The organism is Propionicimonas paludicola (assembly GCF_002563675.1).
GTDB lineage: Bacteria > Actinomycetota > Actinomycetes > Propionibacteriales > Propionibacteriaceae > Propionicimonas > Propionicimonas paludicola.
On sequence record NZ_PDJC01000001.1, the window covers coordinates 1127049 to 1143170 of the forward strand.

18 protein-coding genes and 1 rRNA gene are annotated in these 16122 nt (G+C 69.2%); 16 read left to right on the forward strand and 3 right to left on the reverse strand.

Annotated features, from left to right (window positions below):
• Positions 1 to 84 precede the first annotated feature (84 nt).
• From rrf to ATK74_RS05155, 3 genes are all read left to right on the forward strand, one after another.
• A 5S ribosomal RNA gene (rrf, locus tag ATK74_RS05145) occupies positions 85 to 201 on the forward strand.
• 1161 nt (positions 202 to 1362) lie between these two features.
• Positions 1363 to 2286: a tetratricopeptide repeat protein gene (locus ATK74_RS05150; RefSeq protein WP_169923739.1), complete on the forward strand. Its 924-nt coding sequence runs from the start codon at positions 1363 to 1365 to the stop codon at positions 2284 to 2286.
• Positions 2286 to 3278: an HAD-IIA family hydrolase gene (locus tag ATK74_RS05155; protein WP_211283289.1), complete on the forward strand. Its 993-nt coding sequence runs from the start codon at positions 2286 to 2288 to the stop codon at positions 3276 to 3278. Before ATK74_RS05150 ends, ATK74_RS05155 begins: the two co-directional genes overlap by 1 nt.
• 9 nt (positions 3279 to 3287) lie before the next feature.
• Here ATK74_RS05155 and ATK74_RS05160 read toward each other — a convergent pair whose 3' ends face one another.
• The 3 genes from ATK74_RS05160 to ATK74_RS05170 are packed head-to-tail and all read right to left on the reverse strand — an operon-like array spanning position 3288 to position 5206.
• Complete coding sequence (locus ATK74_RS05160; RefSeq protein ID WP_098460035.1) at positions 3288 to 3893, reverse strand: energy-coupling factor transporter transmembrane component T family protein; 606 nt, start codon at positions 3891 to 3893, stop codon at positions 3288 to 3290.
• Entirely contained in the window at positions 3890 to 4585 is a 696-nt protein-coding gene (locus tag ATK74_RS05165; RefSeq protein WP_098460036.1) for an energy-coupling factor ABC transporter ATP-binding protein, read from the reverse strand. The genes ATK74_RS05160 and ATK74_RS05165 overlap by 4 nt, the downstream gene beginning before the upstream one ends.
• Positions 4586 to 5206: a biotin transporter BioY gene (locus tag ATK74_RS05170; RefSeq protein WP_098460037.1), complete on the reverse strand. Its 621-nt coding sequence runs from the start codon at positions 5204 to 5206 to the stop codon at positions 4586 to 4588.
• A gap of 66 nt (positions 5207 to 5272) precedes the next feature.
• Here ATK74_RS05170 and ATK74_RS05175 point away from each other — a divergent pair, with 66 nt between their 5' ends.
• The 13 genes from ATK74_RS05175 to ATK74_RS05230 all read left to right on the forward strand — a co-directional run bounded on the left by ATK74_RS05175 (position 5273) and on the right by ATK74_RS05230 (position 16094).
• Positions 5273 to 5779, forward strand: a complete 507-nt coding sequence (locus tag ATK74_RS05175) for a TetR family transcriptional regulator (protein WP_098460038.1) — start codon at positions 5273 to 5275, stop codon at positions 5777 to 5779.
• 10 nt (positions 5780 to 5789) lie between these two features.
• Entirely contained in the window at positions 5790 to 5945 is a 156-nt protein-coding gene (locus ATK74_RS15310; RefSeq protein ID WP_169923740.1) for a hypothetical protein, read from the forward strand.
• On the forward strand, positions 5945 to 6670 hold the full coding sequence (locus ATK74_RS05180) for a TlyA family RNA methyltransferase (protein ID WP_098460039.1): 726 nt from the start codon (positions 5945 to 5947) through the stop codon (positions 6668 to 6670). Before ATK74_RS15310 ends, ATK74_RS05180 begins: the two co-directional genes overlap by 1 nt.
• 34 nt (positions 6671 to 6704) lie before the next feature.
• A complete protein-coding gene (locus ATK74_RS05185) occupies positions 6705 to 7628 on the forward strand; it encodes an NAD kinase (protein ID WP_098460040.1) in 924 nt (307 codons plus the stop codon).
• On the forward strand, positions 7618 to 9294 hold the full coding sequence (gene recN, locus ATK74_RS05190; protein WP_098460041.1) for a DNA repair protein RecN: 1677 nt from the start codon (positions 7618 to 7620) through the stop codon (positions 9292 to 9294). Before ATK74_RS05185 ends, recN begins: the two co-directional genes overlap by 11 nt.
• A 67-nt stretch (positions 9295 to 9361) precedes the next feature.
• Positions 9362 to 11038: a CTP synthase gene (locus tag ATK74_RS05195; RefSeq protein WP_098460042.1), complete on the forward strand. Its 1677-nt coding sequence runs from the start codon at positions 9362 to 9364 to the stop codon at positions 11036 to 11038.
• A 5-nt stretch (positions 11039 to 11043) separates the two neighbouring features.
• Entirely contained in the window at positions 11044 to 11736 is a 693-nt protein-coding gene (locus ATK74_RS05200; RefSeq protein ID WP_098462026.1) for an NUDIX domain-containing protein, read from the forward strand.
• Positions 11720 to 12655 carry a site-specific tyrosine recombinase XerD gene (gene xerD, locus ATK74_RS05205; RefSeq protein WP_098460043.1) on the forward strand — a complete coding sequence of 312 codons (936 nt, stop codon included), beginning with the start codon at positions 11720 to 11722 and terminating at the stop codon, positions 12653 to 12655. Before ATK74_RS05200 ends, xerD begins: the two co-directional genes overlap by 17 nt.
• A gap of 123 nt (positions 12656 to 12778) precedes the next feature.
• Entirely contained in the window at positions 12779 to 13621 is an 843-nt protein-coding gene (locus ATK74_RS05210) for a ParA family protein (protein ID WP_098462027.1), read from the forward strand.
• Entirely contained in the window at positions 13606 to 13929 is a 324-nt protein-coding gene (locus ATK74_RS05215) for a hypothetical protein (protein ID WP_098460044.1), read from the forward strand. Before ATK74_RS05210 ends, ATK74_RS05215 begins: the two co-directional genes overlap by 16 nt.
• Positions 13926 to 14783, forward strand: a complete 858-nt coding sequence (locus ATK74_RS05220) for a segregation and condensation protein A (RefSeq protein WP_098460045.1) — start codon at positions 13926 to 13928, stop codon at positions 14781 to 14783. The genes ATK74_RS05215 and ATK74_RS05220 overlap by 4 nt, the downstream gene beginning before the upstream one ends.
• Positions 14780 to 15370 carry an SMC-Scp complex subunit ScpB gene (scpB, locus tag ATK74_RS05225; protein ID WP_098460046.1) on the forward strand — a complete coding sequence of 197 codons (591 nt, stop codon included), beginning with the start codon at positions 14780 to 14782 and terminating at the stop codon, positions 15368 to 15370. Before ATK74_RS05220 ends, scpB begins: the two co-directional genes overlap by 4 nt.
• Positions 15363 to 16094, forward strand: coding sequence for a pseudouridine synthase (locus tag ATK74_RS05230; RefSeq protein WP_098460047.1), 732 nt, complete (start codon positions 15363 to 15365; stop codon positions 16092 to 16094). Before scpB ends, ATK74_RS05230 begins: the two co-directional genes overlap by 8 nt.
• The last annotated feature ends 28 nt before the right edge of the window (positions 16095 to 16122 follow it).

The following is a 16122-nucleotide window of genomic DNA, read 5'->3' on the forward strand; positions in this document are numbered from 1 at the left end:
AAAGATGTTACGCGTCCACTGTGCGGTTCCCGAGTAACGGTCGGGGCCTCCCGAAAGGTGAGGCCTGCCACAACTCCATAGAGTTTCGGTGATCATGGCGAGAGGGAAACGCCCGGCTCCATTCCGAACCCGGAAGCTAAGCCTCTCAGCGCCGATGGTACTGCAGGTGGGAACCTGTGGGAGAGTAGGACGTCGCCGGACATACAAACACCCCCGCGAAGCTTCGGTTTCGCGGGGGTGTTGTGGTTTTACGGTATTTTGCAGACAGAAGATGAACAAGGGCAGGATGACATGGTGAACAAGGATCGTTCGGACTCCACCGGACGTCGCGGCGGATCGGCTGGGGCCGGACGCTCTGGCGGCGGCCGTGACCAAGGCGGAGCCAAGGGTCGCTGGAGCGCCGGCCGCAGTGATGCGGGCCGGGGCAGTGGCGGCTCGTGGTCGGATCGTCCTGCCTCGAGCGGGGCTCCCCGCAGCACGGGTGGTAGCTCGCGCCCCAGTGGCTCGGGTGGTCGTCCTTCCGGTGGCAGCAGCCGTTCCACCTGGTCGGACTCTGGTTCCGGCGCGTCCCGTGGTCAGTCTGAGCGACGCCCGTGGCGCGACGGCGATTCTGCACGTCCAGCCCGCTCCGGTGGTGCGCCTTCGGGTCGCGGCGCCGGTGACAGCAAGCCCTGGGAGCGCAGCAGCGATCGGCCGCGCAGCTCGGCTGCCGGTACCGGTACGCGTCGTCCACGTACAGATTCCAACTCCCGTCCGTGGGAGTCCAATGATGATCGACGCCCACGCCGCGACGGCGACGACGGCGCACGCCGTGGTGGTGGCAATGGACCCGATCGTGGCCCGCGCGGAGGATCCGGCGAGTCCGATCGGCGCCGTCCTGCCGGCTCCGGCAACGGTCGCCCCGCACCGTGGCAGTCCGACGGTGAGCGTCCCCGTCGCACCTCCGGCGGCTCGGGTGAGAACCGCGGAGGCTACGGACGCACCGATGGACCCCGCACGTCCGACCGACGTCCGGCCACGTCCTGGAACCGTGACGACGAGCGTCCTCGTCGCACCTCCGGTGGCTCGAGTGAGAACCGCGGAGGCTACGGACGCACCGATGGACCCCGCACGTCCGACCGACGTCCGGCCACGTCCTGGAACCGTGATGACGAGCGTCCTCGTCGCAGCTCCGGTGGTCGTCCCACCGGTGGATCGGCCCCAGCCGGCCGCGGTCGCGGACCGGCCGGTGGCGGCTCGCGTCCACAGAACCGTGAGGGCTACGCCGGTGGCGGCCGTCCGGATCGCGGCAACTCCGGTGGCCGCAGCTACGACTCTCGGGACTCGGGGAGCGACCGTCGCTCCAGTGAGCGCCCCTATCTGGTGAGCAAGGAGCGCGTGCAGGAGCCGCCGCTCCCCAAGGATTTCGACTCCCGTGAGTTGCCCCGCGGCGTGCGTGCGGAGCTGCGCGGGCTGTCCTCAGAGCTGGCCGAGCAGGCCGGAGCGCATTTGCTGATGGCTGGTCGCAGCATCGACGCCGATCCGGCGTTGGCTCTGGAGCATGCCCAGGCGGCCAAGCGCCGCGCCGGGCGGCTGCCGATCGTCCGCGAGGCCGTCGGTGAGGCTGCCTATGCGGCCGGTGAGTTCGCACTGGCTTTGTCGGAGTTCCGCGCAGTTCGCCGGATGACCGGCTCGGATGCCTACCTCGCCGCAATGGCCGACTGTGAGCGGGCGCTGCGGCGTCCGCAGGCTGCTCTGAAGCTGGTCCGCGAAGGACTGGCGGCTTCCCCGGAAGCCGATATCCGGGTAGAGCTGCGGCTGGTCGAGGCGGGGTTGCGCACCGACTCCGGCCAGGTTCCCGAGGCACTGCGCCTGCTGCAGACCGAGATCGAGGATCTCGGCGCACGTGGCACCAAGGTGGGTCGGGCTCGGCTGCGTTACGCCTACGCGGACCTGCTGGAGCGGACCGGTGCGGTGGAGCAGGCCGAGCGTTGGTTCGCTGCGGCCGCCCGTCTGGATCCCGATGAGAGCACTGACGCGGCGGACCGGTTGGCTAGCCTGCGCGGCATCGTCATCGAGTTCGACGAGGACGAGCTGCTCGAGGATGAGCTGGAAGAGGACGAGGAGGCTGCGGACGAGCACGACGACCCGGCCGAGGACGACCTCGACGTGCCTGCGGCGCAGGACGAAGAGCTCTCCGACGAGGAGGACGACCCGGCCGAGGTCGATCTCGACACGTCCGATGCGTCCGATGCGGACGAGGCTGAGGACGAGGGGGAGCCCGAGCCGGAAGCCGACCGTCCCTGATGCGGCTGATCGACGGCTATGACGCGGCCCTGTTCGACTTGGACGGCGTGCTGTACCTGGGACCCATGGCGGTCCCGGGGGCAGTCGCGGCGCTCCAGGAACTGGACCGTGAGCAGGTGCGGGTTCTGTATGTGACCAACAACGCCGCGCGCGAGGCCCGGGTGGTGATCGATCAGTTGCGCTCGCTGGGTTACTCCGCCGACGAGCACAATGTGCTGACCAGCGCCCAGGTGGCCGCGGCCGCTCTGGTCGAGGAGTTGCCGCCCGGGGCCAAGGTGCTCTGTGCGGGTAGCCCGAACCTGGCCGGCCTGCTCGAGCGCGCCGGGTTCGAGGTGGTCTATGCCGCCGCCGATGATCCGGTGGCGGTGATTCAGGGCTATCACCCCAAGCTGGACTGGCGGATGCTGGACGAGGTGTCGCTGGCCATCCAAGGCGGGGCGAAGTGGTACGCGACCAATGACGATGCCTCCCGGCCGACAGAGCGTGGCCTGGTGCCGGGAGTCGGTGGCGCCATCAGCGTGATTCGCCTGGTGGTCGGCGGCGAGCCGACAATCTTCGGCAAGCCGCATCGTCCGATGCTCCGCGAGGCGATCCGGCGCTCGGCGGCCAGTCGTCCGATCTTCGTGGGGGATCGGCTGGATACCGACGTCAGTGGCGCCAACGGAGCCGGCATCGACTCGCTGCTGGTGTTCACCGGTGCCCACGGCAAGTTCGACCTGGTCCAGGCCGAGCCTGAACTGCGTCCGACCCATATCGGGGCCGGTGTTGCTGCACTGCTCGACGAGCCGCGTCCACTGAACCTCACTCCCGATCAGGTCACCTGTCGTGACCAGACGGTCCGAGTCGAGTCGGGACGCACGGTGCTGGCCGGGGGAGTACCGGTCACCGAGGACGAGCAACTGGACGCCGTCTGGGCGGTGGCTCACTTGGTGTGGAGCCGTCCGGAGCTGGACTATCGGGAGACCCTGGAGTCACTGACCCTGGTCAACTGACCAACCGGTTCAGTCCCCGATGCCTCGGGCGGCCAGCGCGTCCCCGGTGAGTTGCGCGCGGGCGACCACCCGGATCACGAACGGTGAGATCAGCGCCCGCGGGTTGTTGCCGAGGCCGCGCGCTGCGGCGGCATCCTGAGTCTCGCGAGCCAGCTCGATGCTGGCCGGGACGGCCCGAATCGCCAGGGCGAGCAGCAGTCCGACCCGCTCGGAGTCGACCCAGGGCAGCGGTCCCGACCAGCGCACGATCGCGTCCAGCATGTCGTTGACCTGCGTGGTCGCGGTGACCACCAGTGCCGCCAAGGTGAGCGACACCAAGTCGATCAGTGACTCGACGGCGCGATCCGGGCCGGACAGCCACCACTGAAAGGCGCCCACGACCAGGGCGATCAGCAGGACCGGACGGGTCTGCCGCCACAGAGTGAGCCAGCCCAGCCGGGCCCAGCCGACCAGGGCAGCGACGATCACGGCGAAGACCACTGCCGACAGCGCACCGCGGACGGCCACGATGGCGATGCTGAGCGCGGCCAGGCCGGCCAGCTTCGGCCCCACCGGCAGCCGATGCAGCCAGCTGTTGCCGGGCCGGTAGATCCCGAGCAGGGCAGTCGTCCTCATCGGGTGGCCGCCGTGGCCAGTTCGCGGTAGTGACTGATCGCCGAGACCGGTTCGCCGTCGAAGACCACCTGGGCGGCGTCGACGACCAGGACTCGGTCGCAACGCTCGATCAGTTCCAGGTTGTGGCTGACCAACACCAGTTGTTGGTCCAGGCCGAACAGCCGCTCGGCGACCCGCTGGGTGTTGGCCAGATCCAGCAAGGTGGTCGGCTCATCGGCCACCAGCACCCGAGGCTGCACGGCGAGCACGCCGGCCAATGCCAGCAGCTGCCGCTGGCCGCCGGACAGCGCATGGACGCTGGTGTGCTCGCGACCGGCCAGGCCGTACTCGGCCAGGATGTTGAGGGCCACCTGGCGGCGCTGCGCGGGGTCGCGATGGCTGCGCCGGAGGGACAGCTCGACGTCCTCGACGCAGGTCGGCATCACCAGCTGAGCGGCCGGATCAGTGAAGCAGAAGCCGACCAGACGACGGACCGCGGCCGGATCGGCGGCCGCGTCGATGCCGTCCACAAGCACTCGGCCGGTGGTCGGGCTGATCAGGTTGTTCAGCAGGCGCACCAGGGTCGATTTGCCCGATCCGTTGCCACCGATGATGCCGATCCGCTGCTCGATCAGCGTCAGCGTGGTCGGCTGCAGGATGACCGGTCCGTCCTCGACCTCGACTCCGGCGCCGACCAGCTCGATCCGCGACATTCAGCGCCGCTTGAGCAGCGCCGGGAAGGCGCGGTGCACCTCGGCCGCGACGATGGCGGCGATCGTGGTCTTCACCAAGTCGCCGAGCCAGAACGGCAGATCCCAGGAGAACGCGGTCGCCCAGCTGACGTCCTGGTGCAGCTTCATGCCAGCGACACCGAGCGGGTGGATCACCAGGATGCTCCCGGCCGCGATGGCCAAGAAGACCCACAGGGCACTGCTGCGCTTGGCCCCGACCACGTACTTCACCAGGTAGCCGATCAGCGCGGCGGCGATCGGGAACGAGATCAGGTAGCCGAAACTCACGCTGGTGAACACGCCGAGCCCAGCGGAGTGCTCGGCGAACACCGGCAGCCCGATGGCGCCCAACGCCAGGTAGAGCAGCACCGAGAGACTGCCGCGCAGCGGGCCGAGGACGGCCCCGGCCAAGGCCACACCGAGCGTCTGCAGGGTGATCGGCACTCCGGCACCGGCCACCGGGATCGCCCCGATGTAGGCAAGGGCGGCGATCAGCGCGGCGAAGGCTGCGATCAGCGCCAGGTCGGTGGCCGAGAGGGCCTTGGCCCGCGGTTCGGCGGCGGCTACGGCGGTGGTGGCCTCGGTGTTGGCTTGGTCAGTCACGGTGCGTCCCTCGAAGTGAATGGTGTTCAGGTGAACGGCGTTCAGGTTATCCCATAGGATCGGCCTGTGGGAAACAGCCGTGAAGATGTGGTCAACGCAGCGCTGAAGCTGCTGGATTCGTGGGGCCTGGAGTTCTTCTCGATGCGTCGACTGGCCGGCGAGCTCGACGTCCAGCCCAGTGCGCTGTATCACCACGTGGCCTCCAAGCAGGAGCTGCTGGGCTTCATGGCCGCCCGGATCGTCGGCCAGGTGGAGGTGGACGCCGATGTGGTGGCGTCCTGCCATCGGCTTCGCGCGGCCATGCTGGCGGTGCGCGACGGTGCCGAGGTGGTCGCCACCGCTTCCGCCTTCCGGATGGGCGTCTCCGAACTCGAAGCGCGGCTGGCCGCCGTGACCACGCCGGACGTGGCACGCACCCTCTTGCTGTACGTGATGGGCCACACCGAGGCCACCCAGCTGCACCGGCAGGCCAGCAGCCTGGGCGTGATCGAAGCCGACCCCGACCTGGACGCCTCCTTCGATCGTGGACTCGCCATCATCCTGACCGCCCTCCCGGCCGCGGTGGACGCCTAGGATGGTCGCCGTGGAACCCACCGATGTCCCGCCGAGCACCGGCCACCCGCAGCTGGACGAGGCCCTGGCCGGGCTCGACCTGAGCCGGCCGGTGACTGAGCATCCCGAGCAGTACGCGAAGCTGTTGGACGCCTTGCAGCGCGCGCTGAACGAGTCCCGGTCGTAGTGCGGCTGGATCGAGCCCTGGTCGAGGCCGGCTGGTTCGGCTCCCGCGCGCAAGCGCAGGACGCGATCAAGGCCGGCCGGGTCCAGGTGGACGGCCAGGTGATTACCAAGGCCGCCACGATGGTCACCCAGCAGGCCCGGTTCAGCGTGGCCGGAGATCGGCATTGGGTGTCCCGGGCCGCACAGAAGCTGCTCGGTGCCCTGGATGGCTCCGGGGTGAGAGTTCCGGCGCGGGTCCTCGATGCCGGCGCCTCCACCGGTGGGTTCACTCAGGTGGTCCTGGAGGCCGGCGCCGAACGGGTCTACGCCGTCGATGTCGGGCACGGGCAACTCGTGGACGCGCTGCGCGACGACCCCAGAGTGGTCGTCCGGGAACGACTGAACCTGCGCGATCTCAGCCTCACCGACCTGGACGATCAGCCGGTCGGTCTGGTGGTGGCCGACGTCTCGTTCATCTCGCTGCGACTGATCCTGAACCAGTTGCTGGCCGTCCTCGACCCGGACGGTCATGCGCTGCTGCTGGTCAAGCCGCAGTTCGAGGTGGGCCGGGCCGGCCTGGACGATCGCGGGGTGGTCCGCAACCTGAAGCTGCGCCACACTGCGCTGACCTCGGTGATTGAGGCGGCTGCCGAGCTCGGCTGGACCACCCGCTGGCAGGCCGAGAGCGTGCTGCCCGGGGAGTCGGGAAATGTGGAGTTCTTCATCGACCTCGTCCACACCCGGTGAGCCGGATGTGGGCCGTCCCGGCTAGGGTTTGCATGTGAGCCCGCAACGACGGCGAGTCGCCGTCACCATCCATCCGTTTCGGCCGGAGGCGCTTCAGGCCGCAACCGAGTTCGTCCTCGGCTGCAATGCACGCGGAATCACCTGCGCGGCCTCGTCCGACGATGCGGCCCGGTTGGCCGCCGTGGCACCGCAGGCCGACCTGATCGTGTTGGAGCACTCCGATCCCGAGCTGATGGTGGTCTTCGGCGGGGACGGGAACATCCTGCGCGCCGCCGAGTGGGCGGTGCCGCGCCAGGTCCCGGTGCTCGGAGTGAACCTGGGTCACATCGGCTTCCTGGCCGAGCTGGAGTCCTCGCAGGTGCCCACCCTGATCGGCACGGTGGCCGATCGCGGCTATCAGGTCGAGCAGCGGATCACTATCGACACCGTGGTCCGGGATCATCCCGGTGGGGAAGTGCTGTGGAGTTCGTTCGCCATCAACGAGGTCTCGATCGAGAAGCTCGCCCGCGAGCGGATGCTCGAGGTCTTGGTCCGGGTGGACGATCGGGCGCTGTCCCGCTGGGCCACCGATGGAGTGCTGGTCTCGACCCCCACCGGGTCGACGGCGTACGCCTTCTCCGCACACGGCCCGGTGATCTGGCCGGATCTGTCGGCGCTGCTGCTGGTGCCGCTGAGCGCGCATGCGCTGTTCGCTCGTCCGCTGGTGCTCAGCGACCACAGCGTGGTGGCCATCGAGGTGCTCCCTGGTGGCAGTCCGGGCGGAGTGGTCTGGTGCGACGGTCGCCGGACCTTCGACATCGGACCGGGCATGGAGGTTGAGGCTCGGCTTGGGGCGCACCGGCTCTTGCTGGCGCGGACGTCCGAGCAACCCTTCGTTGACCGGCTGGTGCGCAAGTTCGACCTTCCCGTGGACGGCTGGCGAGCCGCGGCTGATCGGGCCAGGCGGGATGCTCACTGAACTACGGATCGCCGATCTCGGGGTGATCGGCGAGGCCACCATCGAACCCAGCCCCGGCTTCACGGCCGTCACCGGTGAGACCGGTGCCGGCAAGACCATGATCGTCACCGGCCTGGCCCTGCTGGCCGGCGCCAAGGCCGACCCGCGGCTGATCCGCGCCGGGGCCTCCCGGGCGCTGGTGGAGGGCCAGTGGGAGCTGGGGGACGAGGCCGAGCGACTCGACGAGCTGGGTGCCGCGGTCGAGGACGGCGAGGTGCTGCTCAGTCGGCAGTTGGCGGCCAGTCGCTCCCGGATGGCGATCGGCGGGGTCCAGGTGCCGCTGTCGATCGGCGCCGACCTGGTCGGGGAGTGGATCACCATTCACGGCCAGTCCGAGCAACTGCGGCTGGGTACCCCCGAGCGGCAACTCGAGGTGCTGGATCGCTTTGCCGGGCCGCAGCTGGCCGAGATCCTGGCCGGCTACCAGCGCGACTACGCCAGTCGGAAGGCCGCGGCGGACGAGCTGGCCGAGCTGGTCACTCGTTCGCAGGAGCGAGCCCGTGAACTGGATCTGCTGCAGTTCGGCCTGACCGAGATCGAACGGGCCAACCCGCAGCCCGGCGAGGACCGCGAACTGGCCGTCGAGGCGCAGCGCCTGCAGGCGGTCGACGATCTGCGACTCGCCGCACACACCGCGCTGGTGGCGCTGGCCGGCGAAGAGGACGACTACGGCGACCAGGCGGAGGCGATCGGCCTGGTCGGAGCCGCCCGAAAGGCCTTGTCGGGAGTGCTTGCCGCGGATCCGGCCTTGGAGCCTATCGCGGCTCAGTTGGCCGAGACCGCCGCCGGGCTGGCCGACGCCGCGTCCCGGCTGTCCTCCTACGCCGCCGGGCTGGACGCCGACCCGCTGCGGCTGGAGTGGATCGCCGGCCGTCGTGCCGAACTCGCCGGACTGACCCGCAAGTACGGCACCGATATCGATGAGGTGCTGGCCTGGTCGGCCCAGGCCGCGCAGCGGGTGCTGGCGCTGGACGCCGGCGATGCCCGGATCGAGGAGCTGCGCGCCACCATCGCCGACCTGGACGTCCGGCTGCATGCCGCGGCGGCTGAGCTCAGCGCGTTGCGCCGGGCTGCCGCCCAGCAGCTGGCCGGGCTGGTCGCCGGAGAACTGAAGTCATTGGCCATGCCGAAGTCGCGGCTGGAGTTCCGGATCGAGCCGGTCGAACTGGGGCCACATGGGGCCGACCAAGTCAGCCTGCTGTTCGCGGCCAACCCGGGCAGCGCGCCGGCTCCGCTGGGCAAGGTGGCTTCCGGCGGTGAGCTCAGCCGGGTGCGACTGGCCCTGGAAGTGGTGCTGGCCACCGAGTCGAGCTCGGCGACCTTCGTCTTCGACGAGGTGGACGCCGGGGTCGGCGGCGCCGTGGCCCTGGAGATCGGCCGACGGCTGGCTCGGCTGGCCGAGCGGTGCCAGGTGATCGTGGTCACCCATCTGGCCCAGGTGGCCGCGTTTGCCGATCGGCACTTCGTGGTGGTCAAGGCTGACGACGGCACGGTGACCACCAGTGGCGTCCGGCTGGTCGAGGAGAACGATCGGGTCGAGGTGCTGGCCCGGATGATGGGCGGCCTGGCGTCCAGCGAGTCGTCCCTGGCGCACGCGCGGGAGTTGCTGGCATCGGCTGCGCGCTGAACCCCGCACACCTACGCAGGTTTCGACCCCGCGTCCGCGGAGCGTCGGCTTGTGGCCGAGGCCTTTGATGAAGATAGGCTGGAGTCCCGTGGGAAACACGACTCAGACCAAGCACGTATTCGTCACTGGAGGAGTCGTCTCCTCTCTCGGCAAGGGGCTGACCGCCTCCAGCCTGGGCAGCCTGTTGGTGGCCCGTGGCATGAGGGTCACCATGCAGAAGCTGGACCCCTACCTCAATGTCGATCCCGGCACGATGAACCCTTTCCAGCATGGAGAGGTTTTCGTGACCGAGGACGGCGCCGAGACCGACCTCGACATCGGCCATTACGAGCGCTTCCTCAACGTCAACTTGAGCGCCGAAGCCAATGTCACTACCGGAAAGATCTACTCCTCGGTGATCGCCAAGGAGCGCCGCGGTGATTTCCTCGGCGACACCGTCCAGGTGATCCCGCACATCACCAACGCCATCAAGGACGAGATGCTGGCCATGGCCACCCCCGGGGTGGACGTGGTGATCCACGAGATCGGCGGCACCGTGGGCGACATCGAGTCGCTGCCCTTCCTGGAGGCGGCCCGTCAGGTGCGTCGCGAGGTGGGTCGCGAGCACGTGTTCTTCCTGCACGTCTCCTTGGTGCCCTACATCGGCCCCAGCGGCGAGCTGAAGACCAAGCCGACTCAGCACTCGGTGGCCGCGCTGCGCCAGGTCGGCATCCAGCCCGACGCGATCGTCTGCCGGGCCAGCATGGACGTCCCGGCCGGTGTGAAGCGCAAGATCGCGCTGATGTGTGACGTGGACGAGGATGCGGTGATCTCCTGCCCGGACGCGCCGAGCATCTACGACATCCCCAAGGTGATTCACGCCGAGGGCCTGGACGCGTATGTGGTGCGCCGGCTGGGCGTCTCGTTCCGCGACGTCAGCTGGGAGAAGTGGGACGACCTGCTGGAGCGGGTGCACGCACCCAAGGAAGAGCTCACCATCGGCCTGGTCGGCAAGTACATCGACCTGCCCGACGCCTATCTTTCGGTCTCCGAGGCGCTGCGTGCCGGCGGGTTCGCGAACTGGGCGAAGGTGAACCTGCGCTGGATCGCCTCAGACACCTGTGAGACGCCGGCCGGGGCGGCCGCGGCACTGGCCGGGGTGGACGGCATCTGCGTCCCCGGTGGCTTCGGCATCCGCGGCGTCGAGGGCAAGTTGGGCGCGCTGCGGCACGCCCGAGAGAACCAGCTGCCCGCGCTGGGGCTGTGCCTCGGCCTGCAGTGCATGGTGATCGAGGCTGCCCGCAACCTGATGGGGCTGGCCGATGCGGCGTCCACCGAGTTCGAGCCGGACACCCAGGCTCCGGTGATCGCCACCATGGCCGAGCAGGTGGCCATCGTCTCCGGCCAGGGCGACATGGGCGCCACCATGCGGCTGGGCGCCTACCCGGCCGAGCTGGTTCCCGGCTCGCTGGTCGCCGAGGCTTACGGCACCACCAAGGTGAGCGAACGGCATCGTCATCGCTATGAGGTCAACAACGCCTACCGCGATCAGCTGGAGGCGCACGGCCTAAAGATCTCCGGGGTGAGCCCGGACGGGAACCTGGTCGAGTTCGTCGAGCTCGATCGCGGCCTGCATCCCTACTACGTGGGCACCCAGGCGCACCCCGAGCTGAAGTCCCGGCCCACCCAGCCGCATCCGCTGTTCGCCGGGTTGATTGAGGCCGCATTGAAGGCGAAGCTCGCCTCCAGGCTGCCGCAGGAGTGATGCCGATGGCTCGCCAGCTGCGCGCGGACCAGGTACAGGACCGCGCGGAGCTGTGGCCGGTGACATCTCACCAGATAATGGCGCAGGGGGCCGTGGCGGCTTTTGTGACCGATCAGGTGACCACCCCGGACGGGGAGTCCATGCGGCGGCAGTACACCCTGCATCCCGGCGCGGTCGGAATCATCGCTCTCGACGACGACGATCGGGTGGCGGTGGTTCGTCAGTACCGGCATCCAGTTGCCATGTCCCTGATCGAGCCGCCGGCCGGGTTGCTCGACAAGGCGTCGGAGGACTTCCTGGTGGCCGCCCAGCGTGAGCTGGCCGAGGAGGCCGGGCTGGCCGCCACGGACTGGCGGGTGCTGGTCGACCTGTTCACCAGTCCCGGCGGAACTCAGGAGTCGCTTCGGATCTTCCTGGCCCGCGGGCTGAGCGACGTGGCTGCACCGGAGGGCTTCGTGGCCGAAGCGGAGGAAGCCGAGATGGAACTGGCCTGGGTGGCGCGCGCCGATCTGGTGGAGGCCGTCCTGGCCGGACGGGTGCAGAACCCGACCCTGGTCTCCGGCATCCTGGCCCTGGAGACGGCTCGGCTGAGCGGACGGCTGGACGAGCTCCGTCCGGCTGGTGCGCCGTGGCCTGCCCGCGCGGTGTGGTCCGAACAGAACTCGATGTTGGCAGCGGTTCGTGGCCACGCCGGTTGAGCGGCTGATCCGCAGCTACCTCGACCATCTCGCCGTGGAGCGGGGGGCGTCCCCGCACACCCAGGCCGGCTACGGCCGGGACCTGCGCCGCTATGCCGGCTTCCTGACCGGCCGCGGGATCACCGATCCGGAGTCGGTGACCGAGGCCGACGTTGCCGCCTTCGTCGCCGAGCTCCAGACCGCGAAGGAGACCTCCGCGGCCCTGTCGGTGGCCAGCGCCAGCCGGGCGTTGGCCGCGGTCCGGTCGCTGCACGCGTTCGCCGTGCGTGACGGTCTCACCGTGGCCGATCCGGCAGCCGGTGTGCACCCGCCCAAGGCCGTCCGTCGGCTACCGAAGGCGCTGTCGGTCGATCAGGTCCAGGCCCTGCTGGACACCCCGGATCCGAACACGGCCACCGGCCTGCGCGATGCCGCCTTGCTGGAGTTGCTCTACGGAACCGGCGCCCGGATCTCTGAAGTGATCGCGCTGGATGTGGACGAGCTGACGTCGGTGCTGGCCGAGCCGGACGCCGGGCTGCGGCTGTTCGGGAAGGGCCGCAAGGAGCGGATCGTGCCGGTCGGCAGCTACGCGCGCGCCGCGGTGGAAGCCTGGCTGGTGCGCGGACGTCCGCAGCTCGCGCAAGCGTCCACTCGGCCCAGCCCGGCGCTGCTGCTGAACGCCAAGGGACAGCGGCTGAGCCGACAGAGCGCCTGGCAGATCCTGCAGAAGACCGCCGTTGCCGCCCACCTCGACGTCGAAGTCTCCCCGCATACACTGCGGCACTCGTTCGCCACCCACCTGCTCGACGGCGGCGCGGACGTCCGGGTGGTCCAGGAGCTGCTCGGCCACGCCTCGGTGACCACCACCCAGATCTACACCCTGGTCACCGCCGAGCATCTGCGCGAGGTGTTCCTGACCTCGCATCCGCGGGCCCGCTGAGCGAGGGTCGGCCGACCAGCGCGGATGCAAGCCGATGTCGACAATTGGGCTTAGGCTGACCCGGTGAGCAAAGCGAAGCCGAACCCCGCCCATGAAGTAGCCGAGGACCTGACCGCTGGCGAAATGGGTCCCACCGGGCGGATCGTGCCCGACCTTCCCGAGCCGTCGGTTCCGGACCCGGACCAGCCCAAGCGGGGGCTGATCATCGCGATGTGCAACCAGAAGGGTGGGGTCGGCAAGACCACCACCACCATCAACCTGGGTGCTGCGCTGGCCGAGACCGGACGCAAGGTGTTGCTGGTCGACTTCGACCCGCAGGGCTCGCTGTCGGTGGGCCTGGGGGTCAACCCGCACACGCTGGAGACCAGCATCTACGATCTGCTGCTCAACCGGAACACCAAGGTCGAGGACGTGATCTTCCACACCGTGGTGGACGGGCTGGACATGCTGCCCTCGAACATCGACCTGTCGGCGGCCGAGGTGCAGCTGGTCTCCGAGGTGGCCCGAGAGCAGACCCTGCGTCGGGTGCTGGCCAAGATCCGCCACGAGTACGACCTGATCCTGATCGACTGCGCACCGTCGCTGGGCCTGCTCACCGTGAACGCCCTGACCGCAGCCGACAAGGTGATCATGCCGCTGGAGCTGGAGTTCTTCGCGCTGCGCGGGATCGCCCTGCTCACCGACACCATCGCCAAGGTCCAGGACCGGCTCAACCCCGAACTCGAAGTGCTCGGCATTCTCGGCACCATGTACGACGCCCGCACCCTGCACAGCCGCGAGGTGCTGGAGCGGGTGGTGTCCGCCTTCGGTGACCAGGTCTTCCATTCGGTGATCCGGCGGACCATCAAGTTCCCGGAGACCACGGTGGCCGGTGAGCCGATCACCACCTATGCGTCCAACTCGCACGGCGCGGACGCCTACCGAATGCTGGCACGAGAGGTCTTGGCCAAGTGCCCAGGCGTGTAGAGCTTCCCGGCGCCAGCGAGCTGTTCCGCCCGACGACGGCCCAGCCGCCGGCGGCGGTCCCCAGCGCCCCGGCCGGCGAGCCCGGCGGACGCGGCTCGGGGCGAGTGCGGCACGAGGAGAAGATCACCGTGTACGTGAGCAGCCAGGAGTTGCTGGCTCTGGAGCAGGCGCGGCTGGCGCTGCGGGCCGAGCACGGCCTGGCCGTCGACCGAGGACGGATCGTCCGGACGGCGATCAGCCTGGCGGTGGCCGACTTGCTCGAACACGGCGGCGACTCGGACCTGGTCCGCGGACTCGGCGAGTCGTGACCGAACTGGCCGCTGCCGAGCAGCGCAGCGAGTTCACCCTCACCCTGACCAACTTCTCCGGCCCCTTCGACCTGCTGCTGCAGCTGATCGCCAAGCACAAGCTGGACGTCACCGAGGTGGCACTGTCGAAGGTCACCGACGAGTTCATCGCGCACATCAAGGCTGCCCAGGCGATCAGCGGACCGAGTGCCTGGGATCTGGATCAGTCCAGTTCGTTCATCGTGGTGGCAGCCACTCTGCTCGACCTGAAAGCGGCCCGGCTGCTGCCCTCGGGTGAGATCGACGATCCGGAAGACTTGGCCATCCTCGAGGCCCGGGACCTGCTGTTCGCCCGGCTGCTGCAGTACCGGGCGTTCAAGATGGTGGCGGGCTGGCTGTCCCAAACCCTGGCCGACCAGGCCCGGCGGCTGCCGCGTCCCGGTGGCCTGGAGGAACAGTTCGCCAGTCTGCTCCCCGAGGTGGAGTTGGACGGCTTCATCGACCTGATCGCTGTCTACGCCGGACGGGCCATGACCCCGGTCGAGCCGGTCCAGGTGTCGCTGTCGCACCTACATCAGCCGCTGGTCAGCGTGCGCGAGCAGGCCAGCCTGATCGTGGATCGGCTGCGCAGCCGGACCCGGCTCACCTTCCGCGACCTGACCGCCGATGCCGACGACCGGCTGGTGGTGGTGGCCCGATTCCTGGCCCTGCTGGAGCTGTTCCGGGAGCGCGCGATCAGCTTCGAGCAGCTCACCCCGCTGGGTGAGCTCACCATCCGCTGGCTGGGCAACGAGGTGGCCGCCGAGAACCTCGGCGCCGAGTTCGACGCAGAGACTTCGCCGGAAACCCCGGCTGACAAGGAGGACGACCAATGACCGCAGGCATGTCGGCGGCCGTGGAGGCCCTGCTGCTGCTGGCCACCGAGCCGATGCCGGCCCTGGAGTTGGCCGAGGCGCTGCAAGTGCCGGTGGACGAGGTCGAGGAGTGCTTGGCCGAGCTGGCCGCCTTCTACGACAGCACCGGACGCGGCTTCGAGCTTCGTCAGGTCGGACGTGGCTGGCGCTACTACACCCGTCCCGAGCATGCCGAGCTGATCGGCCGCTGGCTGCTCGAGGGTCAGCGTGGCACGCTGAGCCAGGCCGCCCTGGAGACCCTGGCCGTGGTGGCCTACCTGCAGCCGATCTCACGGGGACGGATCTCGGCCATCCGCGGAGTAAACGTGGACGGGGTGCTGCGTACCCTGACCACCCGCGACCTGATCGAGGAGGCCGGGCGCGACCCCGAAACCGGAGCGCGGCTGTTCGGCACCACGAGTTACTTCCTGGAACGGATCGGCCTGACCGAGCTGTCCCAGTTGCCTCCGCTGGCCCCGCATCTTCCCGATGCGAGCAGCCTGGAGGCCGAGTTGAGCGAGCTGGCCGCGTCCGCGCCGGTGGAATCCGAAGGGGGATCCGATGAGTGAAACCGAAGGTATCCGGCTGCAGAAGGTCTTGTCGCAGGCGGGAGTCGCCTCCCGGCGGGCCGCAGAGGACTTGATCTTCCGGGGCCGGGTCGAGGTGAATGGCGAAGTGGTGGCCGAGCAGGGCCGCCGGGTCGACCCGACCACCGACGTGATTCGGGTGGACGGGGTACGAGTGCCGCCGCAGCGGGAAGCCCACTATCTGGTGCTGAACAAGCCGCGCGGCGTGCTGTCGGCCATGGAGGATCCGCACGGACGCCGCACGCTGACCGAGTTCGTCCCCGACGGCATCCGGCTTTTCCACGTCGGACGGCTGGACGCAGAGACCGAGGGACTGCTGCTGCTGACCAATGACGGTGACTTCGCCCAGCGGATGACCCATCCGTCCTATGAAGTGCCCAAGACCTATCTGGCCGAGGTGGCCGGCCTGATCACTCCGGCCACTCTGAAGCGCCTGCAGAAGGGGATCGTCCTGGACGACGGTCCGATCCAGGCCGACCGGGCTCAGCTCGTCCAGCGCGCCGAGGATCGCAGCCTGGTCAAGGTCGAACTCCACTCGGGGCGCAACCGGATCGTCCGCCGGATGTTCGACGCGGTCGGACACCCGGTTCGCCAGCTCTCCCGAGTGGCGATCGGGCCGGTCCGGCTAGGGGAGTTGCGTTCAGGTCAGGTGCGTGAGCTGACCAGAGACGAACTGGGCGCTCTGCTGGACCTGGTGGGCCTGTAGCAGCGGTGTTCGAATGGCAGGAGCACCC